The following is a 24,439-nucleotide window of genomic DNA, read 5'->3' as shown; positions in this document are numbered from 1 at the left end:
TGACAGCCCCCTCGAAAAAGTGCGCCACTCTAACATAGGGGGTGGACGCACCGAAGACCGTGATGTCGCATCCGGTCGGGCTTTGATAACGCTCGGTTATGGGTTCAAGGGCGGCGGATCGCGCCAGAAACGCCGTTCCTGGCGCAATGACCACGGCGGCTCGAAGCGCCCCAATTGCAGACGAATGGCACCCTGTTCGACGCTGTCGTAGATCGCCATTCCACGTTTTTGATAACGGGCGATGACCGTGGGATGCGGATGGCCAAACGAATTGCCCTGCCCGCGGGAGATCAGCGCACCTTTGGGTTGCAGGACATCCAGCAGGGCATTGGACGACGAACTGCGACTGCCGTGGTGTGGCGCCTGCAGCCAATCGGTGGGCCGGGCCAACGGACTGTCCAGCAGGGCTCTCTCGGCGGCGGCATCGATGTCGCCACTCAACAGCAGCCGTTCGCCATTGGCCTCGATCAGCAAGACACAAGAGTTCTGGTTGCTATCGCCGGCCAATGGCCAGTGCCAAAGCTGGAAATCGACTTCATCCCAGGTCCATCGCCGACCGCTCTCACATCTCCCGGCCTGCAGTTGCGCAGGCAAGTCTGACGGTTCACCACTGACCACCTGTTTCACCGGCAACCCCCTGGCGATCGCCGGGGCACCGCCGGCATGATCGGCGTGGGCGTGGCTGATCAGCATCAGGTCTATGCCCTTTACCCCCAGTTTGCGCAATGCTGGCAGCACCACCCGTTCCCCCTGGTCGAGTTCTCCGAAACGCGGTCCGGCGTCATACAGCAACGTGTGATGCCGGGTGCGCACCAGGATCGCCAGGCCTTGACCGACATCCAGTTGCCAGACTTCCGCCATGCCCTCCTGCAACATCGGCCTGGGCGAAAAAAACAGCATCAACAGCATGGGCCACCCTAACGGGCGCATCGGCAAGCCTCGCGGCAGCAAGAGCAAAAAGGCGCCAATAGCACCGATTGCCCAGGCCCATAGTGGGACTGCCGCGGGCACCCACGCAGGAACCTGACCGGAGACGAACCCCAATCCGCTGAACCAACCGTCGATCAGACCGCCCGCCAGCCACAGCAATTTCTCACCCACATAAGGCACCGGCAGCAACAGCGTCCCGAGCAACGCCGGTGGCAGTACCACCAGACTGATCCAGGGCACCGCAAACAAATTGGCCAGCGGCCCGCTCAGACTGATGGGCAACCCCAGTGCCAATAACAACGGACACAGCCCGATTGCAATCAGCCACTGGGCACGGGTCCAGGTCTGCCACCAACGCCACGGCCCCAAACGTCCGCCGAACGTCACTATCAAGACTGCCACGGCCGCGAAAGACAGCCAGAAACCAGGCTGGAGACTCGCCAGCGGCGCCAGCAGCAAAATGCCGTTGAGTGCCAACAACAGTGGCCACCACGCACCGAGATGACGGAACCGCAGACGCCACAACAACACCAGACCAATCATCAAGCAGGCCCGTCGCACCGGCACCTCGAAACCGGCCAGCATCCCGTAGCCGAGCGCAGCGGCGAATGCCAGGCCACACGCCCAGGGCAACCATGGCAGACGGTTCGGCCATAACCCAAAGCGGGCCAGGCCGGCGATCAGCAGATACACGACGCCCGCCAGCAATCCGATGTGCTGCCCGGAAATCACCAACAGATGAACCGTGCCGGTGTCCTGCAATATCTGCCAGTCTTCGCGACTCAACCCGGCGCCGTCCCCGAGCACCAACGCCGTCAACGCGCCGTTTCGCCCTTGGGCATCCACCGCAAGCAAACGCTGACGGATTGCATCGCGCCAGGCCCATTGGGCCGGCGCAAGGCGTTCGCCCTGCTTGATCGTCCCGGTCGCCCCGATGCGTTGTGCCAGCAACCAGGCCTGGTAGTCGAAGGCCTGCGGATTGAGCAGCCCTACCGGACGCTTCAACTTGACTGCCAGGCGCCAGCGCTCGCCACTGTTCACCGGCGGCCCGCCATACCAGGCCAGACGCATTTGCTGCGGCAGCCGGGTACGTCGGGACTGGATGTCGGTCAACTCGAAACGCACGACACCGTCGTCATGCCGGGGCAAGCCAGTGACCCGCCCTTCGACCCAACGGGTTTCTCCGTCCAGCGCCGGCGGTAACCGGTCATCCAGCGCCCACTGCGCATTCGCGCATGCCCAGCTCAAGCCGAACAAGTAAAACGCCACCGGATAAGTCCTGAACGGCAGCAACATCAAACCCGCCACCGGCATCGCCAGCCATAACCAGACCGGCGGTAATGCCGGTAAAAAACGCAAGGTCAAAAGACCCAACGCCAGCGCCATCATCCCTGTGCGCATAAGCCCGTCCTTGAAAGTCCCCTTCAAGGCTTAGCCCGCTCGTCGCATGGGCGCCGTCAATAATTGTCACAAAATCTGAATAGGCAGTTCATGGAATCCAGACATACTTGCCGCCCTGACCGACCGAGAAGCCTTATGCCCCGGCGCTTATTCAAACGCTACATGCCAGACCCGATGAGCATCAGGGAACACAAGTCCTTACGCTTTCTCGGCACGCTGTTGCATGACCCGAACCTGTGGCACCTCAACCGCCACTCCGTTGCCCGCGCCATGGCGGTGGGGCTGTTCGCCGCGTTCCTGCCGATCCCGCTACAGATGCTGCTGGCGGCAATCCTCGCCATCATCGTGCGCGGCAACATGCCGATTGCCGTGAGTCTGGTCTGGCTGACCAATCCGATCACCATGCCTGCCGTGTTCTTCTGCACCTACCAGACCGGCGCCTGGCTGATGGACGTTCCCGCCCGGCAGTTGCCGGACTCACTGAACTGGGAATGGATCACGGGTGAAATCTCGACCTTGTGGCAACCGTTTCTGTTGGGCTCGGTGGTAACCGGGCTGGTACTCGGCGCACTGGCCTACTTCCTGGTGATGATGTATTGGCGCTGGTGGGTGGCCAGGCAGTGGAAGCGGCGCAAGAAGAGCCGGATGTGAGAATGCAAAACGGCCTCCACTTGGGAGGCCGTTTTTTTGCGGTGTCCGGGCTGACGCCATCGCGAGCAAGCTCGCTCCCACAGGGATCTTCAGTGCTACATGGATCCATGTGTGGGAGCGAGCTTGCTCGCGATGCAGGCGACGCGGTATTCCTTAAGTCCGCATCCCGCGCCCGCTGACCAGCAACCTTGCACTACCGAGATACAGCACCGCGGTCGCAACCAGCATGAAGGCGATGGCCACGCTGATGCGGATATCCGATACGCCAAGGATGCCGTAGCGGAACGCGTTGACCATGTGCAGCACCGGGTTGGCCAAGGACACGGTCTGCCAGAACGGTGGCAGCAAGGTGATCGAGTAGAAGACCCCGCCCAGGTAGGTCAGTGGCGTCAGCACGAAAGTCGGGATGATCGAAATGTCATCGAAGTTGCGCGCAAACACGGCGTTGATGAAGCCCAGCAACGAGAAGATGGTCGCGGTCAGCACCACCACCAGAATGGTCACGCCCAGGTGATGCACCTGCAAGTGGGTGAAGAACAGCGACAGCAGGGTCACGATGATCCCCACCATCAGGCCACGCAGCACGCCGCCCAGGGTATAGCCAATCAGAATGGTGTGCGGCGACAACGGCGAGACCATCAATTCTTCAATGGACCGCTGGAACTTGCTGCCGAAGAAACTCGACACCACGTTGCCGTAGGAGTTGGTGATCACCGACATCATGATCAGCCCCGGCACGATGTACTCCATGTAAGTGAAGCCACCCATGTCGCCGATCTGCCGACCGATCAGATTACCGAAGATCACGAAGTACAGGACCATGGTGATGGCCGGCGGCAGCAGGGTCTGGGGCCAGATCCGGGTGAAACGCCGGACTTCACGGTAAACGATGGTGTTGAGGGCAACGAGGTTGGGGCGCAGCTCGGAACTCATACCGCCACCTTCGACAGATTTTTCTCCACCAGGGACACGAACAACTCCTCGAGGCGATTGGTTTTGTTACGCAGGCTCAGCACTTCGATGTTCTGCTGCGCCAACTGGGTGAACAGCGCGGTGATGCCCATGGACTTTTCCACCTGGACTTCCAGGGTGTGGCTGTCGATCAGCCGGGACGGATAGCCGAGCAACTGCGGCGCAGCTGGCAGGTCGCCCTTGAGGTCCAAGAGGAAGGTTTCGACATGCAGCTGGCTGAGCAACTGCCGCATGCTGGTGTTCTCGACGATGGTGCCGTGGTCGATGATGCCGATGTTGCGGCACAGCTGCTCAGCCTCTTCCAGATAGTGGGTCGTGAGGATGATGGTGATGCCTTTCTCGTTCAGCTCGGTGAGGAAGCTCCACATCGAGCGACGCAGCTCGATGTCCACCCCGGCGGTCGGCTCGTCGAGGATCAGCAGACGCGGTTCATGAACCAGCGCGCGGGCGATCATCAGGCGACGCTTCATACCGCCGGACAGCGAGCGCGATGGCACGTCCTTCTTGTCCCACAGGCCGAGCTGGGTCAGGTACTGTTCGGCGCGTTCCTTGGCGATTTTCGCCGGGATGCCGTAGTAGCCGGCCTGGGTCACGACGATGTCGAAGGTCTTTTCGAACTGGTTGAAGTTGAATTCCTGAGGCACCACGCCGATGGAGCGCTTGAGCTGCGCAGGATTCCTGTCCAGGTCGTGACCGAAGATGTTCACCGTGCCGCTGGTCTTGTTCACCAGGGTCGAGAGAATGCCGATGGTCGTGGACTTGCCGGCGCCGTTCGGGCCTAGCAAGGCGAAAAAGTCACCTTCGGCGACATCCAGATCGATACCACTCAGGGCCTGGAAACCGTTGCCGTAGGTTTTGGTTAGCTGCCGGATGGACAGAGCGGAACTCATATCTGATTTACGCACCAAGAAGGGAAGAAAAGGATAAGTATGGGCGGCGGCGAACAAAACAACCGCAGCGGAGTGGCACAATGGTGCTTGTCGCCGCCACACAAGTACAGTCAAGCGTGTCGATAGTGAGTATTAAGTCAACGCGGTCATGACCGCCTTTTGATACGCCGGACGCTGTTTCAACCGGCCATACCAGGCCTGCAGATGCGGTTGTGGCGCACGTTCGATCGGCATCTCGAACCAGGCATAAATGAAACTGCCCAGGGGAATATCGCCCATGCCGATCTCGTCTCCGGACAGGTAGGGCTTGTTCGCCAACGCCTGATCGGCCATTGCCAGCAGCGTGTCGCACTCCTTGATCGCCGCCTTGATGGCGGGCCAGTCCTGCTGGTCTGCCGGGGTACGCAGCACACCCCAGAACACGGTACGGAACGGGCCGGCAAAGCTTGAGGTGGTCCAGTCCATCCACTTGTCGGCAGTGGCCCGGGCCTTGGGACTATTCGGGTACCAGGCCGTGCCGTCGGCATGCAAGGCCATCAGGTAACGCACGATGGCGTTGGACTCCCACAACACAAAACCGTCGTCTTCAATGACAGGCACGCGACCATTGGGATTCATGGCGCGGTATTCGGGTGTATCGACGACACCAAAGGCGCCACCGGCATCGATCGCCTCGTAGGCCAGTCCCAGTTCTTCGGCGGCCCACAATGGTTTTCTGACATTCGACGAGTTTTTCCGACCCCAGATCTTCAGCATGACCGCCTCTTTTTCGGTAAGTGGGCAGGCAGCATACGCCGGATCAGGCGCGACTCAAATCGCTCTGCATGTCGCCCAATAGTGGTTGCTGTTGCTCACCGAACAGGTGCGGATAGCACTTTTCCAGGTGTTCGAAAAAGAACGCTTCAGGTACGTCGGCGAACTGGCCGTGATCGACCAGGTACTCCATCAGCTTCGCGCCATCGCGGTTGAAGGGATGAAAAACGCTGTCGTTGATCCCGTCGAATTCCAGCGGCGCCACATTGAACAGGTCGCAGAGTTTGCGGTTGAACGCGGGTGTCGCCTTGACCCAGCGATCCTGCAAGTAAAACTCGGTGTAGCCGTGCATGGCGAACATGTCGCTCTTGAGCAATTCGAGCAGCCGTGGCGTCGACAAATGATTGCGCACATCCGCCAGGCCGATCCGCGCGGGAATCCCGCAATGCCGCGCTGCACCTGCCAGCAACGTGGCCTTGGGCACGCAGTAACTCTCCCCGGCCGCCAGCGCATAACTGCCGCGCAGGGTCTGCGGGTCGCGACTGAACGTGTACGGGTTGTAGCGCACCGCTTCGCGCACGGCGTAATAGAGACTGATCGCCTGCTCTAGCGGATCGCGACTGGTGCCACGGTGCTTTTCGGCGAACTCCACCACGGACGGATGGTCACTATCGATGAAGCGGCCGGGACTCAGATACTCGCGCATGAAAATAATCTCCTGGGGAAGCCCCGAGTCTAGCGAGAGCTTCAGCACAGAGATAACGACGTTTCGGCCAAACATGGCCGCTTTGCCGCTCGTTCAATGAACGTATTTCCCACGTGTGCGGCCCATTTGTCGCACGAAAATCATCCGGGGTTTCCCACGATTCGAATCACATCGCTCCAACCAGCCTGTTTCGCGGATGCCGTCTAAGCTCTGTGGGCTGGTTCGCCCTGGTTTCACGGAGGAATGAATATGCTGTTGTTGTGGATACTGGTTTTGCTGGTCGGGATTGCTTATTTGGCCCACCGCCGCATCGCCCCGCTGCCCGCCTTGGTCATCGTGGCCATCTATGTCGTGGCCATGGGCGCTTTCAGCCGCGCACCGGGCTGGCTGCTGCTGGTTTTCTGGGTGTTGATCGCCGCCGTCGCCGCGCCTTTGCTGCTGCCCGACCTGCGCCGCAAATTGTTCAGTGCGCCGATGTTCAACTGGTTCCAGAAAACCCTGCCGCCGATGTCGCAAACCGAACGCGATGCCATCGACGCTGGCACGGTCTGGTGGGACGGCGAACTGTTCAGTGGCCGTCCGGACTGGAGCAAGCTGCTGTCCTATCCCAAGGCGCAATTGAATGAAGAGGAACAGGCCTTCATCGACGGGCCGACCGAAACACTCTGCGCCATGGTCAGTGAATGGCAGCTCGGTCAAACCATGGACCTGCCGCCGCAAGCCTGGACATTCATCAAGGACAACGGCTTTTTCGCCCTGATCATCCCCAAGGAGTTTGGCGGCAAGGGCTTCTCCGCCTATGCCCACTCGCAAGTGGCGATGAAACTGGCGAGCCACAGCGGCGACCTTGCTTCAACCGTGATGGTCCCCAATTCCCTCGGCCCGGCCGAACTGTTGCTGCATTACGGCACCGACGAACAACGCAATCACTACCTGCCTCGCCTGGCGCGCGGCGACGACATCCCGTGCTTTGCCCTGACCGGTCCGCTGGCCGGCTCCGACGCCGGCGGCATGCCGGACTCTGGAGTGATCTGCAAAGGTGAATGGGAGGGCCAGGAAGTCCTCGGCCTGCGCCTGAACTGGGAAAAACGCTACATCACCCTCGGTCCGGTGGCCACCCTCCTCGGCCTGGCCTTCAAGGCCTACGATCCGGATCACCTGCTGGGTGACAAGGAAGACCTGGGCATCAGCCTGGCACTGATTCCGACCGACATCGCCGGTGTCGAGATCGGCCGCCGGCATCTGCCATTGGGCGCGGCATTCATGAATGGCCCGAACTCGGGCAAGGACGTGTTCGTCCCGCTGGAGTTCCTCATCGGCGGCCAGGAGATGCTCGGCAAAGGCTGGATGATGCTGATGAACTGCCTGTCGGTCGGGCGTTCGATTTCCCTGCCGGCGGTGGGCACCGGCATGGCCAAGTTCACCAGTCTGGTAACGGGCCAATACGCTCAGGTTCGCGAGCAGTTCAATGTGCCGATTGCCTCGTTCGAAGGCATCCAGGAAGCCATGGCCCGCATTGGCGGCAACGCCTGGATGATGGACGCCGCCCGCATGCTGACCGCCAATGCAGTCGATCTGGGCGAGAAACCGTCGGTGCTGTCGGCAATTCTCAAGTACCACCTGACCGAACGCGCCCGCGACTGCATTAGCGACGCCATGGATGTGCACGGCGGCAAGGCGATCATCATGGGGCCGAACAACTACCTCGGTCGCAAATGGAACGGCGCGCCGATTTTCATCACCGTCGAAGGCGCGAACATTCTCTCGCGCAACCTGATGATCTTCGGCCAGGGCGCGATTCGCTGCCATCCCTTCGTGCTCAAGGAAATGGCCCTCGCCGGCCGTGAAGACAAGGATCAGGCGCTCAGAGAATTCGATGACCTGCTGCTCAAGCACATCGGTTTCGCCGTGGGAAACGCCGCCAGTACGCTGGTGCTCAATCTCGGTTTCGGGCATCTGGAGCACACCCCGGGCGACAAACTCAGCCAGGGTTATTTCCGCGCACTCAACCGTCAGGCCGCTGCTTTCGCCCTGCTCGCCGACCTGAGCATGATGTTGCTGGGCGGCGCACTGAAACGCCGCGAACGCCTGTCTGCACGGCTAGGCGACGTATTGAGCAACCTTTACCTGGCGTCCGCCGCGCTCAAGCGCTACAACGACCTTGACTCACCGCAGTACATGGCACCACTGCTGACCTGGGCCATGGAAGAAAGCCTGGGCCAGGCGGAACGGGCGATGGATGAACTGCTGAGCAACTTCCCGAATAAAGTCGCGGGCTGTCTGTTGCGAGTGATCGTGTTCCCGTTCGGGCGCCGGCACAAAGGGCCATCGGACAAACTCGGCGCCGAAGTCGCAGGGGTGATCGGCCGCGCCAAGGGCGACCCGGCACTGGAGGAAGTGCTCCTGGGGTGCTACCGCCCGCAAGCGAGCGACGATCCGGTCGGTGCATTGCAACACGCCTGCAATCTGTTGAGCGCCGCACAGCCGCAGCAGAAAAAACTGCATATGGCACTCAAGAGTGGCCAGGTCAAACCGGTGGCCGGCGAGTCGGTGATCGATGCCGCCCTCGAGGCTGGCGTATTGCAGCCGGTGGAGGCCCAAACCCTGCGAGAAGCCGAGGCGGCCCGGCGCAAGGTGATCGATGTCGATGACTTTGGCAAAGAGGCCTTGGCACTGGCGGAGGGAAAAGTCCGCTGATCCCGTCAAGCATGTAAAAACGGGCGCGGGCGCTTTATACTCCCGCGCCCGTTTTGCTCTTGAGGACTTATCTCGTGTCCAACATCGTTGCCGATCATCTCGTTTTACTCGACCACCTGCGCAGCATCCTGGTCGCCGTAGGTGAGGCCGAGCAGGTTCCCGACGAAAGTCATGCCTTGTTCCTTGAGCGCTTCGACGAACTGCTTGCGTTACTGCCTGTCGACCCGATCGAAAGCCAGTACCTGGGCCAGGACATCCTGTGCCAGGTCATCACTCGCTATCCGCAAATCGCTCACCTGGTCCCGCGCGACCTGCTGTGGTATTTCGCCGGCGACTGCCTGCACTACATGCCCGATGATGAAATCGACCTGTATCAGGCACTGGAAGAGCGCCGCTTCGAAGCCGAACAGAACGACGAGCCCTTCGACTGGAACCAGGAAAAGCAGTTGCTGGCGCTGTCGAACCAGGACAGCAAGCACTGATCATCAATCAGTGATGCCAAAGGCCCGCATGCTTGAGCATGCGGGCCTTTTTTTTCCTTCAGCGCACCCCGTCAACTTCAGGCAACCGCACTGTGCCGCGACCTTTTCCGCAGCGTCCGCCTGCCTAGCTCCAGCCTTTGCACCAATAGTTTTCTCTCTATCTCATGGCACTTTGGTTTGATTGAACTACCTTCAAACTACAAGAAGTCATAACGGCTCGAGTTTTCACGTTAGCTTCAGTGATCAGATAGCGGATTGGCAAAAGGAGTTACCTCACCATGATCCTGGCAGGCGTTTTCCGGCTCTGTACCTGCATTGCCGATGACTTTCCGGGGGGACCAGGTCGAACCATAGGCGCGAGTATCGCTCCGACAGGCAGTCCAGGTCACCGGATCACTGAAAACCGTTTCAGCAATGGTCGCTCGCTATCCAGCCAGATCAGCGAATTGCGCCCGCTCGTGTGTAGCACGCAAGGAATAACGCCAAGGCCGTGGATAAGTGGTCTGGCGCATTGGGAGAGGTAGTCCGGTCCCCGTGAGTGATCCGAGACAACTTAGTCAGCCTGAAGATGGCCTATCCAGCGAGGATGTCCTTAATGAGCTTTCGTACCGAGCCCGCTTTCAAGCGAATTATCCATGGCCTGTTCTGGATGGGCCTCAGCGTGGATGCGGCTCAGGCCGCGCCGGCCAATTGTTCACAACTGGATAATTGGCCGACAACGTACGAGGTCGGTCAGGGGCTGCAGAATGAACTGCGCAGCCCCGTTCCAGTAACACAACTGGCGGTGGGTGACCCGAAAATTGCCGACGTGCAGCCCAGCGGCAGCAGCGCGTTCATACTCACGGGCGTTGCGCCGGGGACCACCAGCCTGATGGTCTGGACCGCCTGTTCGAAAACGCCACGCCAAAGCATGGTGTTCGTCAAGGGTAGAGCCACATCGGCGCTGACCAGTGTGCCGTCGGTACCTTCCGACGATCCGTTGCTGCCGAGCCAGGTGCAGACCGATGTCCGTTTCGTTGAAGTCAGCCGGACCAAGCTCAAGGAAGCCTCCGCCTCGATTTTCGGCGTCCGAGGCAACTGGCTGTTCGGCTCGCCGAGAACCTTGCCCACCATCGGCGGCATTGTCACGCCGGCGATACCGGTGAGAAACGACCAGTTCAACCTCACGTTTGCTACCGGCAGTACCCTGGTGGCGATCAACGCGCTGGAAGGCAGCGGTTTTGCCTACACCCTGGCGCGACCAAGCCTGGTTGCGCTCAGTGGGCAAAGTGCGAGCTTCCTGGCCGGCGGTGAAGTACCGATTCCAGTGCCCAGTTCAGGCAGCGATAACGTGTCCATCGAGTACAAGGAATTCGGTATCCGCCTGACACTGACGCCGACCATTGTCGGGAAAAACCGTATCGCACTGAAGGTGGCGCCGGAAGTCAGTGAACTGGACTTCACCAACGCCGTGAGCATCGCCGGCACGATAGTCCCGGCCCTGACCGTGCGCCGGACCGATACCAGCATCTCCCTGGCCGACGGCGAAAGCTTCGTCATCAGCGGCCTGATCAGCACCCACAACGACTCCCAGGTGAACAAGTTTCCGGGCTTGGGCGATATCCCGGTTCTGGGCGCCTTTTTCCGCGACAACACCATTAACCGTGAAGAGCGCGAACTGCTGATGATCGTCACCCCCCATCTGGTCCAGCCACTGGCTGCCGATGCACAACTACCGACATTGCCTGGCGAGCAGCTGCGCAATTACGACCCGAACTTCTACCGCATGTTTTTCCTGGAAAATGGCGACTTCGACAATCTCAGCGGGCTCTCGAAATGAACCGGAGCCTGAACCAGACTTGCCTCGCCCTCACTCGTAATGGTGACTTTGAACGCTTGCCGGGCCAGCCTTATTGCCATTGGCCAGGCGTTCAACCTGTTGTCGCCAGGGGACACTCGATGAAAGCAGTCATTGCAATAGCGGCGACGTTAATGCTTGCAGGTTGTGCCAGCAATGGCATGACTTCGCGGCCAGCCAGCTGTGCCAAGCCCGGTTCGGAGCAAGAACTGGCCCTGAACCTGGCCGACAACATGGCTGAAGAAGGCCGTTTATATGCCAGCCTGGCGAATCTGGAAGGTTTGCCCGATAGCATGGTCCAGGTTCGCCTGCGCAAGGCTAGGGTGTTGCGCTTGATGGGGCGTAATGGCGACGCGCAGCCATTGTACGAAAGCTTGCTCGGTACCTGTCTGGCGGCTGAAGGGGAACATGGCCTTGGTCAGTTGGCCGCCGCCAAAAATGATAACGCCACCGCTGCCACTCACCTTGAGCGTGCGGTGAGGATGGCCCCCACCGACGACAGGATGCGAAATGACCTGGGGGTCGTCTACCTCAATCAGCAACGGATCCCTGAAGCACGCTTTGAGTTCATGACCGCCATGGAACTCAAGCAGGCAAACACACTGGCGGCACTCAATATGGTGACGCTGCTGATCTACCAGGATAACTGGAAGGCGGCCGCCGAACTCGTGACCCGCGCCGACTTGAGCCCCAAGCAAGTCGTAGAGGCTCAAACCCGCGCGGAAAAACTCAAGACCTCCGCCAAAAAAGTGGTGGCTACCGATGGGAATCGCAAGACTGAGGTAGCCGATGCCTCTACCAGTGCGAACAAGTAGAACGTACGAGGAGTCGAGATGAATACCAAAAGGCTGTTGATCGTGTGCATGGCTTGCCTGTCAACCACTGCCTGGGCCATTGAGCCGGGCCCTTCTTCGCCGTATCAACAAGGTACCGAGCAGTGGTTGCAGCTGCAGATTCGCGGTGTGGTTGCCTCCCCTCACCTGCAAACCGCTTCGGCTACCGAACGTGACCTGGCCATGCAGCGCTGGCTGAACAGCTTCAACTACCCGATTCCGGAATTTTATGACCAGGATACAGCGGGAGACTTGAGCATCAGCGGCGGCAACTGAGGCATATCGATGGGTGATCAACTTCTGGCTTAATTCAGAGTGGCCTGGCTGCAACGCCGGGCTTGATGTTGTGCGCGACAAAAGCAGTGGCATCTACGCATTATCCACCCTTGGACGGATTACCCTGGAGCAGATGTGTAGATCCTTGGCGGGAAAGTGCAGGTCAGGTACGGGTGGCAAGGCCGTCGCACTCGACAGCCTCAAACCGTTTGACCTCACCCGAATGCTCTCAAGACCCCGATCAGGGCTGGACCGATGGCAACCAGAAAGAAGCTCGGCCACAGGCAAAAGATCAGCGGAAATATCAGTTTGGTGCCGATTTTCGCCCCCGCCTCTTCGGCGGCCTGGGTGCGCCGGTCACGGAATTCATCGGCATAGATGCGCAGGGTGTCGGCCACGCTGGTACCAAAGCGGATGCTCTGCGCCAACAAGCTGACCAACCCTTGTACGTCATCCAGGCCGGTGCGCACAGCCAGTTGCTTGAGTGCCTCGGTACTGGTAATGCCCGCGCGGATTTGCGCATTGACCTGGGCCAGTTCCTCCGCCAGCTCAACATGGCTGACCGACATCTCTTCAGCCACACGTTCGATGGTCGTGGGCAGGGCCAAGCCCGACTCCACGCAGACGACCATCAAGTCCAGCGCATCTGGAAACCCGACACGCAGCCGGTTTTGACGCAATTCCTTACGCTTGCTGACATACAGTGCCGGCAGCAACCAGCCGATACCGGCCGCCATGGTCACCACTAACAGACCGATCATCAATGAGACCTTGGGGATCAACGGCAACAGCAGCAACGCAAGGCCAATCAATAGCAGCGGTAACATCAGGCGCACCGCCCAGTACATCTGCACCGCCGAAGAGGAACGATAACCCGCATGCATCAACAGGGTCCGGGTTGCGGACGTCTTGGTCGACTCGGCCGAAGCAAAGCGCTGGCCGACCCGTTCCAGCAGCAATTGCAGGTTACCCGGAGCCTCCTGCCCGACCGCATTGCCTAAATTACCACGCTTGATCAACGCCAGGCGGCGCTGCACCGGGTCCTGAAGGCCCAACATCAGCAACATCAGGGCGACGACCGCAAACACCGTACTTAAACCGATCACGCTGATGAACAATAAGCGCGCCAGTTCTTCGTTCCCCGTAAGCCGACTGAACAACCCCAGTAAAAAGTCCATGATCCTGTACCTCCCGGTAGCGAGTACCGCTTAAACCTGAATCCGGATGATTTTTTTTATCCAGAAAATCCCGATCAACATGGCGCCGAAAGCCCCGATGATCAGCTTATGGCCCGTGGGATCATTGATCAGCACAGGAAGGTAACTGGGGCTTGTAACGATGATCGCAATCGCCAGCACGAAAGGAATCGCCACCAGCACCCAAGCCGACATACGTCCTTCCGCCGACAAGGTCTTGATCTTGCGCTGAAAGCGGAAGCGGCCTCGGATCAGCCGACTCAGGCGTTCCAGCACTTCCGTCAGATTGCCGCCGGTCTCGCGATGGATGAGGATCGACGTCACCAGCATCATCACCGTCATGCTTGGCATGCGCTCCAGCAGGCCGAGCATGGCCCGGCGAACATCGTTGCCATAGTTGATATCGGAGAAGGTCAGGCCAAACTCATGAGCGACCGCCCCTCGGTGTTCCTCGGCGACCAGGCGCAGGGTTTCGTTGAACGGGTGCCCGGCGCGCAGGGCCCGGCACATGGCATCCAACGCATCCGGCAAACCTTCCTCGAACTGCGCAAAACGCTTGTTGCGATCACGCAGGATTTTCAGGACCGGGATCCAGGCCACTACAAAAGCCACCGCCAGCGCCATCCACCAGATCGCCGAAAACATCAGGACTACTGCGCCGGCTGCAACGCCGAGGGCAAGCCCGAGCAATATCACCCGATAAGCACGATATTCATGGCCCGACTGCTCGATCAGCTGTGTCAGGTTCGCCATAAAAGGCAACTGCTCGAGCATCGCCTCCAGTGGCGACAAGCGCGTCAGGTACTTCTGCCTCAGTACCGTTTGCATGTTGGGTAGATGGTTGGCTTTCTCCAGTACATGCAAGCGGCCGCGGATGAGCTTGCGCATCTTCCCGGCTTCGCCGAATACCGGCACCGCCACGCCCTGGGACAGAAGGAAGACGGCGATAAACACCATGCCAAGGAACATCAGAATGAATTCACCGGGAACCTGATTCATGACTGCCGTGCCTCCATCCACTCAGGCCTGAACATCGTAAGCGGCAACTCGATGCCGCGCTTGGCAAGCACATCGCGGAAGGCGGGGATCATGCCGCTGGGCCGGTATTCACCCAGCACTTCGCCGTTTTCACCCAAGCCATGGCGCGAAAAGGAGAAGATTTCGGTCATGGTGATGATCTCGCCCTCCATGCCGTTGATTTCCTGCACGCTGACCAGACGGCGCTTACCGTCCTCCTGACGTTCCAGCTGGATCACCACATCGATGGCCGAAGCAATCTGTTGACGCATGGCTTTGATCGGGAAGGTCGCCCCGGTCATCGACACCATGTTCTCGACCCGCCCCAATGCATCACGCGCGGTGTTGGCATGGATCGTGGTCAACGAGCCATCGTGGCCGGTATTCATAGCAGTCAGCATGTCCAGCGCCTCGACGCCGCGCACTTCTCCGATCACGATGCGGTCAGGACGCATCCGCAGGCTGTTGCGCACCAATTCCCGCTGGCTCACCTCGCCGCGCCCCTCGATATTCGAAGGCCGGGTTTCCAGACGCACCACATGGGGCTGCTGCAGTTGCAGTTCGGCCGAATCCTCGATGGTGACGATCCGCTCGTTGTGCGGAATGAAACTGGACAGGACATTGAGCATGGTGGTCTTGCCGCTGCCGGTACCGCCGGAAATCAGCACGTTCAAGCGCCCACGGACAATCGCCTTGAGCAGCAGGGCGATTGCCGGGGTCAACGTCCCCACCTGGATCAGGCTGTCGGTATTGAGCAGATCCACCGCAAAGCGCCGGATCGACATGCTCGGGCCGTCAATGGCCAGCGGCGGGATAATCGCGTTGACCCGCGAACCGTCCTTGAGCCGGGCATCCACCAACGGCGAGGACTCGTCGATACGCCGCCCCAAGCTGGAGACGATGCGGTCGATGATGTTCAACAAATGCTGATCATCGCGAAAGCGCACATCGGTGCGTTGCAGTTTGCCGAAGCGCTCGACATAGACCGAGGCAAAGCCGTTGACCAGGATGTCGGACACGCTGTGATCGGCCAGCAAGGGCTCCAGGGGGCCAAGGCCGAGCACCTCGTCGGTGATCTGCTTGATGATCAATTGGCGGCTGGAAGTACTCACCGGTGCCGAATGCTCATCGAGCAGACGCTGGCAAATATCACGAATCTGCCGCGCGGCCTCAGCCTGCTCAAGGGAGTCCAGCAAGGACAGGTCCATGACCTTGAGCAACTGCTGGTAGATCTTTTCCCGCCACTCGGCCTCCACCGGGGTGACCTGGGTTCTGGTTTCGTACATGACATCCGGGATTGCGTGCTCCCAGGCCATCAATTGATCTGCCGGATCCGGCTGGTCACCGTCCAACGGGGTCACCGACGATGAGGCGGTTTTACCGGACTGTTTGCGCAAGCGGTTACGAAAGTCGCTGATCATGGGTCATCCCCCGAAAAAACGGTTGAAGGCGCGTTTGAATAAGCCTTTGTTCCCTACAGCCTGTTGACCGACCAGATCCTCGGTCATGTCGCGCAGTGCAACAGTGATCGCTGCCTTCGGCGCATGCAGCCCCAACGGCACGCCAGTGTTCTGACTCTGGCTGACCAGGTTGAAGTCGTTGGGTAATTTCGACAGGTTCGTGCAGCGCAGCGCCTCGCCGATATCCTTGAGACTGACCGCTGCCGACTTGTCATAGCGGTTGACCACTATCTGCAATTGATCCCCACGCACGCCCAGATCTTCGCGAAGAATCCGCACCAGGGAGCTGGCATCGCGCAGATGGCTGACGCTCTGCTGCACCACCACGTACACCCGGTCCGCCTGTTCCAGCACGGAGCCGGTGAGGTGGTCGATTTGCCGTGGCAGATCGATCACTACCCAGTCATAGCTGGCGCGGGCCAACTGCAACAAGGTGTCAAGTTGCTCGGGTTGGGCATCCTGCGGCAGACACAGCTCACCGGCCCGGCCACCCAGCACATGCAAGGTCGGGCTGAAGTGGCTGCAAAAACCCCGTAGCGCAACACTGTCCATGCCGTCGATCTGATGCAACACCTCAAGATGGCTGTGGGTTTGCGCCACATCCAGGTAATGCGTCACGCTGCCAAATTGCAGGTCCATATCCAGCAACAGGGCAGTGCCACCCTTCATGCTGAGCTGCTGAGCCAGGTTGCAGGCCAGCATGGTGCCGCCGGATCCGCCCTTGGAACTGGTCACGGCGATCAGTTTCCCTTCTGTCCCGCTGCCGGTCCGAACCTCCAGGACCAGCCGATTCAAGGCGGCGACCAGTTCTGCCTCGGCGACGGGCTCGGGCAGCACGTCCCGGGCGCCGGCCTGCATCGCCAGACGCATGCCTTCCTGTTCGCTCAGTAGACCGCACACCAACATCGGCGGACGCTCATGGGCCGGGCGCTGCAACAGTGCCGCCAGCTCCTCGCGCCACAGGTGGCTGACGCGCAACAGCAAAAGATCGGGCATCCGGTCTAGGCCGTAGAGCGGGTCGACATGCCCATTGCTCACCAACCGAGTACTCACCTCCAGGCTGGGCATGCGTTGGCAGACACTCTGCAGGTCACGCAACGACGTGGCATCACGGCTGCTGATCAGCAACCTGAGCCCGGTTTTACCGGTCGAACTGGAAAGTGGAGTGTCCTTGGTATTCAGCATGGCGTGATCTCCCCGGAATCGGAATGACGCCCGAGGCTTTCGCGTGGCAAGGTTGCCCTGAATGTTGGCAGGGTAATGGGCACGCCGAACCCGGGAATAAACAGGTTGAAAACGAAGTTTTGCAGACTCAACTGGACATAGCGGATGGCACGGAACCCATTGGCCCCACTCGTATCGGCAGGGTTGGCCACCACTGCACCGTCTACGTCCAGATAGCTCAGCGTCAGGTTGGTGGTGGCCAGATTGCCGATCAGCTGGCTCGTACCAGCATCGCCCGCGGCATTGAAGATAGCCCGCCGCAACACCACCGGATCGCTGATATTGCAAACCGCCGCCAGGCGCGTACCACGGCGAACGGCTTCATCCAGCGCATTGACCGTAAAGTACAGGCGGCCCATTTCCACTACGCCGAACAACAACGTGAACACCAGCAGCCCAATGAAAGAGAACTCCACTATGTAGGTGCCGCGCATGTGTTTTCTGTTCATCACAGCGCCCTCATCACGGTAGTGGCGACCAGCGGAATGCTCAGTGCAATCTGATTGCCAAAAAATCCTGGAATCGCTCCATTACAATTGCCACTGCCAATCACCGGGCAAAAGTTATAGGTAATGGTGACCCGTACATGGTCGACGCCCACTGCGGCGACCACTACGTTTGTGGTCGTCAACCCGGAAACCACCGGCGTGCCTGTCTGGCTGGGTACGCCATACACCGCCACATTTTTTGTCTGGGTCTGCAGCGTACTGCTCAGGGCAACCATGCCAAGCGTCGAGTTCCAGGCCTGACTGGCAACAAAACGGTCGGCGTCGCGGCTGGCCTGCAGCAATACGTTGTACTGGTAGAGCATGCGGCCTAACTCGCCGAGGCTCAGCAACAACAGGAGCAAAACCGGCAGCACCAGGGTGAACTCCACCAGCGCCACGCCTTGTTGGGCCTGTGGTCGTTTAAACGAGTGATGTCTCATGACGCCTCCTATGAGTCAGTGCTCGGAGTGCCGCTGCCGTTGAGATAGGTTTTGTAAAGCTGGATGATCTGCGGGCCGGAATCGGTTGACGGCGAGGGGCCGGCCACGTTGTCGCCTTCGCACTCGCGCACAAATTGGCCGAAGATCTGCGCTTGCGTGCCGCCGCCATCCATAGGCTGCACCACGAAATAGCAGCCAAAGCCCAGAACAGGGATCGTGGTTGAACCGCCCTGTTTGCCGGTGCAGTTACCAACGACGATTTTCAACATCCGACGCTCGAATACCCCACCGCTCTGACAACCACTGCCGGACCCCGCCACACAGTCGGCAACCCTTGCCTTCCAGTCGTTGTAGTCCAGTATCGCTTCGCCACCCGCGGTGAGACTGCCCCCACTCGAAGTAACGGGCTGCCCCTTGTACTGCGTCTGCGCCGGAGTGACTGAGTCGTTGTAAGTGATCGCCGGATTGCTCGACGACGTCACAATGTCTGGCGGATAGCTCGAGGCACTGACCGGGCCGTTGTAGATGCCGAAGCGCGTATTCAAGCCCTGAGATGCAGGGCCGACCGTGTTACCGGGTGAGGTCTGGACAGTCTCCCCTACATTGCGGCAGACCGAGCCGCCACCGGCCAGATCTTCTCTGACCGAACTGCCGCCCGAACCGAAATCGAGCAATTGAAAGTTACCAGGGCCAATGGCGGACGAATTGTTGGCAGCTGACTTCAACACCTGCAAATCACCAAACTGGAAACCCCAGAACATGCCAGCGGCCGGGTCGTATTTAGTCGAGTCGCCACAGATCATTAACGGTGCGACATCACATGGGTTGGTAGGGCTGGGACCGGCGGTTGCGATCGCCGCCACCGCTTTGGGTCCCAGGCCACCAGCGCCGAAGACCTGGGCGAAGTTCCAGAAAAATCCTGTCAGGCCATAGCTCGGTACCGATACCCGGACGTACTTGGCATCCGTCGGTCCGGGATAGGAGAACGGGCCATAGACGCTGCTTGCCAGTTCCACCACCGCAAATGCCCCGGCGTTGCCGCCCACAGCCGTGGCCAACTCGTTGTTGCCCGCGGCATTGGCATTCTGTACCAGCGTATTGAGCGCGGCGGTGCGCGTCGCGCTGGCACTGTTGGTGCCACCCTCCACCTGGCTCAGGGTTTTGGCGCCACTCAGGGCGGCGGCGTCCACCGCATTCTGCAGGCGCGTCTTGTTCAGCATGATATGCCCGCCGTCCAGAGCCAGCGCCGCCATCAGGCCGATCACTCCCAGCGTGATCACCATCAATACACTCACCGATCCTTCCTGGCGCCTTGGCGTCGAAGTGAACGGCCGCTGAATACGAAGATTCATCATCAAGCCCTCGATTGGCGATACTGATCCGGATAGGCTCCGCCATTACACTGGTGCCAAGGTACGGTTGTACCCTGTCAGCGAATGTTGACTACTTTGGCTTCGGTCCCGCGGATAACGGTGATACCCCCGCCCTCGCCGCTGCGCTGTACCACGCGTTTTGGCGCCTCGGCGGTGGCCACAGCCATGGCCGGGGCAACAGGTGCAACAGGCGTGGCTGGCGCAACGGCCGCCGCTTTCTTCTCGAGGTTCAGCGGGTTACGCAGCGCCAGTTGCAACTTGCCTTCCGTCTGTGCCGTGACCAGGGTTTCCGCTTCAGCGGCCGACATCTCCAGGGTCACTGCGCGTACCACTACCGGCTGGGTCTTGTCGGTGCCTGCGGTCTGATCCACCGCCAACACTCGCAAGTTCTCGAGGATGGTCCTGGACGTGGCGTTGTTACTGCCAGCATTGGTGGTTTTGGTCGCCAGTACATCGACCCGGTTACCCGGCAACAGGAACCCGCCCACGCCGACCACATCGTCCACGCGTACCGATATGGCGCGTTTGTCAGGATCAATCAAGGAAGCCAGGGTACTGCCCCCCAGGTGTTCGCTAAGCCGTGCACCGCGCACGATGTCGCCCCGCAGAATGTCGAAGGTTGCGATCTTGCCCACGGCTTTTTCGCTGGCATCGAAGGCATCGTCCGGGATCGTATCCATGGGCATGCGTACGGTCGTGACCTGTTGGGGCTCGACCATCTGCCCGAATGGAATTTCTACCGTGGCGACCACCACGTTTCGAAGGTGGTCATCCGGGCTGGCATTGAGCCGCGCGCTCAGCCAGGAATCGGCCATCCATGCAGCCCCCAGGCCCATGGCCAGGGAAACGCCTATCAGGGTAAGGGTACGAGAGCTCATGTCAGTATCTCCGCATCAAAGAAAGTTGAGCTGGACGAAGTAGTTGTGCCAGGCCCATTCCAACTCTTTCGGTGACAGTGGTCCGGAACCGCCGATATAACGCTGGCGATCGAGCGCCATGTTCAGGAGATCTCGGGGATGGCAGGGCACCAGGGGCATGCCTTCACTTGCATAAAGCCTTTGCAGCACATAACGCACCAGCAGCGGGTCATAAGAAATACCCAGACGCTCGCTTTCCATACGCCAGATCTTTTCGTACTCCTCGGGCTTCAGGTAACCGAATTGCAGCTTGTAGCCAATCCGGCGAAGGAAGGCCTCATCGGCCAGCTCCAGGGGATTGAGGTTGGTGGAAAACACCAGAATCAGATCGAATGGCAGCTCGCAATGCCGACCACCGCCCAGGTTGAGGAAATCGCGCTTCTCTTCCATCGGGACGATCCAGCGATTCAACAGCTCGGCGGGTGCCATGCGCTGGCGCCCCATGTCGTCGATGATGAACAGGCCATTGCTGGCCTTGAGCTGCAGGGCAGCCTGGTATTGACGGGTGAAAGGGTCATAACGAACGTCCAACTGTTCCATGCTCAACTCGCCGCCAGTGATGACGATCGGGCGTTTGCAGCACAGCAGTCGACGGTCGATCCCTTCGTTGAGCATCAGGGTGTTCTGTTGAGCGTTGTCATCGAGCCGCTGATGCACTTGCGGGTCATAGATCTCGATCACCGACTCGTTGATCACGATGGCATGAGGGACCCAGATGGCCTCGGCGAACAGACGGATCAGCCGACTGCTGACATAGGTCTTGCCGGTACCCGCGGGGCCATAAATCATGATCGCGCGCCCGGAGTTCATCGCCACACCCAACTGATCGAGCATCTCCTCCGTGAGCACTACGCCTGCCAGGGCATTGCGCATATCGTTGGCGTTGATGCGACCATGGTGAATGGTCTGTAGCTTGATCAGGGACCGGTAAGTACTCACCGGGAAAGGTGCCGCACCGATATAGCCACTGCGGGACAGGGCATCGCGGGCGACACTGCGACCACGTTCGGTCAGGCCATAACGCAACATCTGCCCGCCCGTTTGACTCACCTGGCCGAGTACTTCGACACGGCCATCCTTGCGCAGAAACGCCAGGACCTCTTCAAGTACCGCGCCGGTCAGCGCCAGGCGGTCCACCAGCCGCGACATGTCCAGCACACCGGCGTCAAACAAATGCTTGCACACCAACTCGCCGAGAAAACTGTCGGTCAGACCAGTTTCGCGGATTGTGCACGGCTGAGGAGCCAGTCGCTGCACCGCTTCCCGCTCATTGGGGAAGGCATCAGTATCAACCATGACATGCATGACTAATCTCCCAACCCACTGGCAACGAGTTGCCAGTAGATGCTGCCCAGCGTGCCGAGCAAAATTGCAATCGAATAAGGAAAAGGCTTGCCGGCTACTTCATCCGAAGTTGGCGCCAGATAAGCCTGTGCCCTTAGAATCAGCCAATAACGCCCCAGGGTCTGAAACAGTTGACCGCGATACAGCACTATCAAAAAACCGCATACGCCGCCGGCTATCAAACTGAACATTGCAGCCCACAACGCAAAATGGAATGGTAGAAAACTGCCGACCATGGCCATCAACTTGACGTCGCCAGCGGCCATCCCACCGAAGGCGTACATTGGCAGGAACAGCGCAAAACAGATCAGAATGCCCAACAGACTGTCACCCAATCCGCTGATGCCACCCGAATACATTTGAGCCCCCAGTCCCAGGGCAAGGCCCAACAGAACCAGCATGTTGGGAATACGGTGGCGAAGCAGATCGCTCACCACCGCGACGCCCAGCAGTCCTAGCAGCACAACTGTCGATACCAGCAATTCCATGGACATGGCGCGTCTCCCCTACCGAGATTATCGTTAGCAGGCAGCACCTTTGACCGCAGCGCACAGCGCGGTGATCTTGGTGTTCACCTCGCCGCCCAAAGTTACAAACATTGCGGCAACAGCTACCGTAATTAACCCACCGGCAACGGCGTACTCCACAATGGTCAGGCCATCTTCATCTTTGGCGAACTTGCTTATCGAAGTTCTGATTGTTTGCAGAGTCATTTTTGTGAACCTCACTTCAGCGGCCATACGGCTCAGAAAGTACATTGGCGGGGACAGCGCGAAGTCCATTGAGTTGCCCGGTCTATTAATGAAACAGTAAAAACCGGTTGCTCCATGGATATCACCGCGCCCCGCCACCGTGAGTTGCAATCATCAGCAGGCAGCACCTTTGACCGCAGCGCACAGCGCAGTGATCTTGGTGTTCACGTTGGTACCCAAAGTTACAAACATTGCGGCGACAGCCACCGTAATCAGCCCACCGGCCACCGCATACTCCACAATGGTCAGGCCATCTTCGTCTTTGATGAACTTCAGTACCGAAGCCTTGATTGTTTGCATGATCATTTTGCCCACCTCACTCGAATGTTGTTTTTTCTGAGGCAGTACGTTCTGCGCTGCCTGAGTGCAACACTAGTCAGGGGCAAGGCATAGGCGTTAGGAAGATTTTGCACATCGTTAGGACTTTTTTGCGGGACGGCTAAATACGGGGCATTGGCCTTTGCAGCAGTAATGGAAGGGGTAAACAAGGCGTTGAAAACCAAAGGCAATTGCCATTGATTCACATGCGACAGGCGGTTCAACCAGGTTTTTTCGAAGACACACGAGCAAACAATCGCCCGTAGCTGCCTTCCAGGCGATCCATAGAGCGAATAGAACTAAAAATCGTCTTTTCTATCAGGATTAAATCTGCAAAGTGATGGCACCTTGGCAATACTCCTTAGCGAGAGAGTCACCAAGAACCTCAGAGTAGAGACATGACGTCCAATGTAACCAGAAGGCCATCACTCTTATGGTTCGATCTGACTCATGATCGTTCCACGAAAGAACTCGTCGCGCAGTTCGAGGGTTCCTGCGACTGCAATCTGGCGAAAAACTCCGTGCTGCCCATCCGGGAACAGGCAGACATGATCTGCGTCCATTTTGATCGCCCCGACACGCCAGGCTTGAGGCTGTTGCTGGAGATCAAACGCACCACCCCCAGCATCCCGATCACCATGTTCACCGTGCAGCACTCGGAGGAACTGGCTGTCTGGGCCATGCGCTCCAGCGTCTGGGAATACATGGTGCTCCCGCTCTCGACCACCGAGAAGAAGCGTTACCTGACGGCGGTGGTGCAGCTCTGCGAGCTGCGCCGAAATGCCCACGGCCAGGTCAAATCATCGCAAATCGACCACGCCCCGACCCTGCCGGACAGCATCCGGCGGACCTCAGGACATCAAAAACACCAGGCGCTGAGCAATGTCATGCTGTACATCGAACAGCACTTTCGAGACAGCATCGATCAGAGGGAATTGGCTCAGCGTTGCGGCATGACGACATTTCGCTTCAGCCGCCTGTTCAAGGAAGCCAATGGACTTGGCTTCACGGATTACATCCTGGACAAGCGCATGAACTTCGCCAAAGATCTGCTCGACAACAGCCAGATGCCGATTACCAGCATTGGCTATGAGGCCGGCTTCAAGGATCCTTCCTACTTCGCTCGTGCGTTCAAGCAGTTCGCCAACTGCACGCCCAGCGAATACCGCCTGGCACGCCAACTCAGAGCGGCTGCCGCTGTGCAACTGGAGCAGGATGAAGAAACCTCTGAAGCGCTCGAAAGCCTGGTACAAAGCCTCAGCAGTTGACCTGTTTTTTTACGCGCAAACAAAAACGCCGCTCAATGAGCGGCGTTTTCGTTAAATATGGAGCGGGAAACGAGACTCGAACTCGCGACCCCGACCTTGGCAAGGTCGTGCTCTACCAACTGAGCTATTCCCGCAAATGGCGTCCCCTAGGGGACTCGAACCCCTGTTACCGCCGTGAAAGGGCGGTGTCCTAGGCCACTAGACGAAGGGGACA

24 protein-coding genes and 2 tRNA genes are annotated in these 24,439 nt (G+C 59.3%); 7 read left to right on the top strand and 19 right to left on the bottom strand.

Annotated elements, in window-relative coordinates:
- Positions 1-96 precede the first annotated feature (96 nt).
- A complete protein-coding gene (locus AC1RDQ_RS25305; RefSeq protein WP_492588416.1) occupies positions 97-2,331 on the bottom strand; it encodes a DNA internalization-related competence protein ComEC/Rec2 in 2,235 nt (744 codons plus the stop codon).
- 135 nt (positions 2,332-2,466) lie between these two features.
- Here AC1RDQ_RS25305 and AC1RDQ_RS25300 point away from each other — a divergent pair, with 135 nt between their 5' ends.
- The gene (locus tag AC1RDQ_RS25300) at positions 2,467-2,982 is read left to right on the top strand and encodes a DUF2062 domain-containing protein (RefSeq protein ID WP_057713698.1); all 516 of its coding nucleotides are present in this window, start codon (positions 2,467-2,469) and stop codon (positions 2,980-2,982) included.
- Positions 2,983-3,135: 153 nt separating this feature from the next.
- Here AC1RDQ_RS25300 and AC1RDQ_RS25295 read toward each other — a convergent pair whose 3' ends face one another.
- From AC1RDQ_RS25295 to AC1RDQ_RS25280, 4 genes are all read right to left on the bottom strand, one after another.
- Positions 3,136-3,915 (bottom strand): ABC transporter permease, encoded by a 780-nt coding sequence (locus tag AC1RDQ_RS25295; RefSeq protein ID WP_046037490.1) that lies wholly within the window; start codon positions 3,913-3,915, stop codon positions 3,136-3,138.
- Positions 3,912-4,844 (bottom strand): ABC transporter ATP-binding protein, encoded by a 933-nt coding sequence (locus tag AC1RDQ_RS25290; RefSeq protein WP_218494395.1) that lies wholly within the window; start codon positions 4,842-4,844, stop codon positions 3,912-3,914. The genes AC1RDQ_RS25295 and AC1RDQ_RS25290 overlap by 4 nt, the downstream gene beginning before the upstream one ends.
- A gap of 132 nt (positions 4,845-4,976) precedes the next feature.
- On the bottom strand, positions 4,977-5,600 hold the full coding sequence (locus AC1RDQ_RS25285) for a glutathione S-transferase family protein (RefSeq protein ID WP_090457223.1): 624 nt from the start codon (positions 5,598-5,600) through the stop codon (positions 4,977-4,979).
- Between the two features lie 43 nt (positions 5,601-5,643).
- The gene (locus tag AC1RDQ_RS25280) at positions 5,644-6,303 is read right to left on the bottom strand and encodes a transglutaminase-like domain-containing protein (protein WP_492588415.1); all 660 of its coding nucleotides are present in this window, start codon (positions 6,301-6,303) and stop codon (positions 5,644-5,646) included.
- 249 nt (positions 6,304-6,552) lie between these two features.
- On the opposite strand from AC1RDQ_RS25280, the gene AC1RDQ_RS25275 reads away from it, so the two are divergent.
- The 5 genes from AC1RDQ_RS25275 to AC1RDQ_RS25255 all read left to right on the top strand — a co-directional run bounded on the left by AC1RDQ_RS25275 (position 6,553) and on the right by AC1RDQ_RS25255 (position 12,428).
- A complete protein-coding gene (locus tag AC1RDQ_RS25275; RefSeq protein ID WP_492588414.1) occupies positions 6,553-9,000 on the top strand; it encodes an acyl-CoA dehydrogenase in 2,448 nt (815 codons plus the stop codon).
- A gap of 74 nt (positions 9,001-9,074) precedes the next feature.
- The gene (locus tag AC1RDQ_RS25270; RefSeq protein WP_007972361.1) at positions 9,075-9,482 is read left to right on the top strand and encodes a PA2817 family protein; all 408 of its coding nucleotides are present in this window, start codon (positions 9,075-9,077) and stop codon (positions 9,480-9,482) included.
- A 595-nt stretch (positions 9,483-10,077) separates the two neighbouring features.
- A complete protein-coding gene (locus AC1RDQ_RS25265; RefSeq protein WP_492588412.1) occupies positions 10,078-11,301 on the top strand; it encodes a type II and III secretion system protein family protein in 1,224 nt (407 codons plus the stop codon).
- 119 nt (positions 11,302-11,420) lie between these two features.
- A complete protein-coding gene (locus tag AC1RDQ_RS25260; RefSeq protein WP_492588411.1) occupies positions 11,421-12,134 on the top strand; it encodes a tetratricopeptide repeat protein in 714 nt (237 codons plus the stop codon).
- 18 nt (positions 12,135-12,152) lie between these two features.
- Entirely contained in the window at positions 12,153-12,428 is a 276-nt protein-coding gene (locus tag AC1RDQ_RS25255) for a DUF3613 domain-containing protein (protein ID WP_492588409.1), read from the top strand.
- Between the two features lie 215 nt (positions 12,429-12,643).
- Here the strand turns inward: AC1RDQ_RS25255 and AC1RDQ_RS25250 are convergent, their stop codons facing one another.
- The 12 genes from AC1RDQ_RS25250 to AC1RDQ_RS25195 form a co-directional block, all read right to left on the bottom strand.
- A complete protein-coding gene (locus AC1RDQ_RS25250; RefSeq protein WP_492588408.1) occupies positions 12,644-13,606 on the bottom strand; it encodes a type II secretion system F family protein in 963 nt (320 codons plus the stop codon).
- Between the two features lie 30 nt (positions 13,607-13,636).
- Entirely contained in the window at positions 13,637-14,623 is a 987-nt protein-coding gene (locus tag AC1RDQ_RS25245) for a type II secretion system F family protein (RefSeq protein ID WP_492588407.1), read from the bottom strand.
- A complete protein-coding gene (locus AC1RDQ_RS25240) occupies positions 14,620-16,062 on the bottom strand; it encodes a TadA family conjugal transfer-associated ATPase (protein ID WP_492588406.1) in 1,443 nt (480 codons plus the stop codon). The genes AC1RDQ_RS25245 and AC1RDQ_RS25240 overlap by 4 nt, the downstream gene beginning before the upstream one ends.
- A gap of 3 nt (positions 16,063-16,065) precedes the next feature.
- Positions 16,066-17,286 (bottom strand): AAA family ATPase, encoded by a 1,221-nt coding sequence (locus AC1RDQ_RS25235; RefSeq protein WP_492588405.1) that lies wholly within the window; start codon positions 17,284-17,286, stop codon positions 16,066-16,068.
- Positions 17,280-17,774, bottom strand: coding sequence for a TadE/TadG family type IV pilus assembly protein (locus AC1RDQ_RS25230; RefSeq protein ID WP_492588404.1), 495 nt, complete (start codon positions 17,772-17,774; stop codon positions 17,280-17,282). Before AC1RDQ_RS25230 ends, AC1RDQ_RS25235 begins: the two co-directional genes overlap by 7 nt.
- A complete protein-coding gene (locus AC1RDQ_RS25225) occupies positions 17,774-18,253 on the bottom strand; it encodes a TadE/TadG family type IV pilus assembly protein (RefSeq protein WP_492588403.1) in 480 nt (159 codons plus the stop codon). Before AC1RDQ_RS25225 ends, AC1RDQ_RS25230 begins: the two co-directional genes overlap by 1 nt.
- An 8-nt stretch (positions 18,254-18,261) precedes the next feature.
- Positions 18,262-19,608 (bottom strand): TadE/TadG family type IV pilus assembly protein, encoded by a 1,347-nt coding sequence (locus tag AC1RDQ_RS25220; protein WP_492588402.1) that lies wholly within the window; start codon positions 19,606-19,608, stop codon positions 18,262-18,264.
- Between the two features lie 74 nt (positions 19,609-19,682).
- The gene (gene cpaB / locus AC1RDQ_RS25215) at positions 19,683-20,504 is read right to left on the bottom strand and encodes a Flp pilus assembly protein CpaB (protein WP_492588401.1); all 822 of its coding nucleotides are present in this window, start codon (positions 20,502-20,504) and stop codon (positions 19,683-19,685) included.
- 15 nt (positions 20,505-20,519) lie between these two features.
- On the bottom strand, positions 20,520-21,848 hold the full coding sequence (locus AC1RDQ_RS25210) for a DUF8689 domain-containing protein (RefSeq protein ID WP_090457246.1): 1,329 nt from the start codon (positions 21,846-21,848) through the stop codon (positions 20,520-20,522).
- 2 nt (positions 21,849-21,850) lie between these two features.
- Positions 21,851-22,381, bottom strand: coding sequence for an A24 family peptidase (locus tag AC1RDQ_RS25205; RefSeq protein WP_090457248.1), 531 nt, complete (start codon positions 22,379-22,381; stop codon positions 21,851-21,853).
- Between the two features lie 27 nt (positions 22,382-22,408).
- Positions 22,409-22,600 carry a Flp family type IVb pilin gene (locus AC1RDQ_RS25200; RefSeq protein WP_090457978.1) on the bottom strand — a complete coding sequence of 64 codons (192 nt, stop codon included), beginning with the start codon at positions 22,598-22,600 and terminating at the stop codon, positions 22,409-22,411.
- 153 nt (positions 22,601-22,753) lie between these two features.
- Entirely contained in the window at positions 22,754-22,945 is a 192-nt protein-coding gene (locus tag AC1RDQ_RS25195) for a Flp family type IVb pilin (protein ID WP_492588400.1), read from the bottom strand.
- Positions 22,946-23,355: 410 nt separating this feature from the next.
- Here AC1RDQ_RS25195 and AC1RDQ_RS25190 point away from each other — a divergent pair, with 410 nt between their 5' ends.
- Positions 23,356-24,225, top strand: a complete 870-nt coding sequence (locus tag AC1RDQ_RS25190; protein WP_492588399.1) for an AraC family transcriptional regulator — start codon at positions 23,356-23,358, stop codon at positions 24,223-24,225.
- A 58-nt stretch (positions 24,226-24,283) separates the two neighbouring features.
- On the opposite strand, the gene AC1RDQ_RS25185 is transcribed toward AC1RDQ_RS25190, so the two are convergent.
- Positions 24,284-24,359, bottom strand: a tRNA-Gly gene (locus AC1RDQ_RS25185).
- Positions 24,360-24,362: 3 nt separating this feature from the next.
- Positions 24,363-24,438: transfer RNA gene (locus AC1RDQ_RS25180), tRNA-Glu, on the bottom strand.
- Position 24,439 lies beyond the last annotated feature (1 nt).

It is taken from the genome of Pseudomonas sp. GW823-FHT02E01 (genome assembly GCF_058797535.1).
The sequence above is the reverse complement of the archived record's forward strand: the minus strand, read 5'-3'. Positions and strand labels throughout refer to the sequence as shown.

Coding starts and splice junctions, on each gene's coding strand:
- AC1RDQ_RS25305 (WP_492588416.1), bottom strand. CDS start 2,331: ATGCGCACAGGGATGATGGCGCTGGCGTTGGGTCTTTTGACCTTGCGT.
- AC1RDQ_RS25300 (WP_057713698.1), top strand. CDS start 2,467: ATGCCCCGGCGCTTATTCAAACGCTACATGCCAGACCCGATGAGCATC.
- AC1RDQ_RS25295 (WP_046037490.1), bottom strand. CDS start 3,915: ATGAGTTCCGAGCTGCGCCCCAACCTCGTTGCCCTCAACACCATCGTT.
- AC1RDQ_RS25290 (WP_218494395.1), bottom strand. CDS start 4,844: ATGAGTTCCGCTCTGTCCATCCGGCAGCTAACCAAAACCTACGGCAAC.
- AC1RDQ_RS25285 (WP_090457223.1), bottom strand. CDS start 5,600: ATGCTGAAGATCTGGGGTCGGAAAAACTCGTCGAATGTCAGAAAACCA.
- AC1RDQ_RS25280 (WP_492588415.1), bottom strand. CDS start 6,303: ATGCGCGAGTATCTGAGTCCCGGCCGCTTCATCGATAGTGACCATCCG.
- AC1RDQ_RS25275 (WP_492588414.1), top strand. CDS start 6,553: ATGCTGTTGTTGTGGATACTGGTTTTGCTGGTCGGGATTGCTTATTTG.
- AC1RDQ_RS25265 (WP_492588412.1), top strand. CDS start 10,078: ATGAGCTTTCGTACCGAGCCCGCTTTCAAGCGAATTATCCATGGCCTG.
- AC1RDQ_RS25260 (WP_492588411.1), top strand. CDS start 11,421: ATGAAAGCAGTCATTGCAATAGCGGCGACGTTAATGCTTGCAGGTTGT.
- AC1RDQ_RS25255 (WP_492588409.1), top strand. CDS start 12,153: ATGAATACCAAAAGGCTGTTGATCGTGTGCATGGCTTGCCTGTCAACC.
- AC1RDQ_RS25250 (WP_492588408.1), bottom strand. CDS start 13,606: ATGGACTTTTTACTGGGGTTGTTCAGTCGGCTTACGGGGAACGAAGAA.
- AC1RDQ_RS25245 (WP_492588407.1), bottom strand. CDS start 14,623: ATGAATCAGGTTCCCGGTGAATTCATTCTGATGTTCCTTGGCATGGTG.
- AC1RDQ_RS25240 (WP_492588406.1), bottom strand. CDS start 16,062: ATGATCAGCGACTTTCGTAACCGCTTGCGCAAACAGTCCGGTAAAACC.
- AC1RDQ_RS25235 (WP_492588405.1), bottom strand. CDS start 17,286: ATGCTGAATACCAAGGACACTCCACTTTCCAGTTCGACCGGTAAAACC.
- AC1RDQ_RS25230 (WP_492588404.1), bottom strand. CDS start 17,774: ATGAACAGAAAACACATGCGCGGCACCTACATAGTGGAGTTCTCTTTC.
- AC1RDQ_RS25225 (WP_492588403.1), bottom strand. CDS start 18,253: ATGAGACATCACTCGTTTAAACGACCACAGGCCCAACAAGGCGTGGCG.
- AC1RDQ_RS25220 (WP_492588402.1), bottom strand. CDS start 19,608: ATGATGAATCTTCGTATTCAGCGGCCGTTCACTTCGACGCCAAGGCGC.
- cpaB (WP_492588401.1), bottom strand. CDS start 20,504: ATGAGCTCTCGTACCCTTACCCTGATAGGCGTTTCCCTGGCCATGGGC.
- AC1RDQ_RS25210 (WP_090457246.1), bottom strand. CDS start 21,848: ATGCATGTCATGGTTGATACTGATGCCTTCCCCAATGAGCGGGAAGCG.
- AC1RDQ_RS25205 (WP_090457248.1), bottom strand. CDS start 22,381: ATGTCCATGGAATTGCTGGTATCGACAGTTGTGCTGCTAGGACTGCTG.
- AC1RDQ_RS25200 (WP_090457978.1), bottom strand. CDS start 22,600: ATGACTCTGCAAACAATCAGAACTTCGATAAGCAAGTTCGCCAAAGAT.
- AC1RDQ_RS25195 (WP_492588400.1), bottom strand. CDS start 22,945: ATGATCATGCAAACAATCAAGGCTTCGGTACTGAAGTTCATCAAAGAC.
- AC1RDQ_RS25190 (WP_492588399.1), top strand. CDS start 23,356: ATGACGTCCAATGTAACCAGAAGGCCATCACTCTTATGGTTCGATCTG.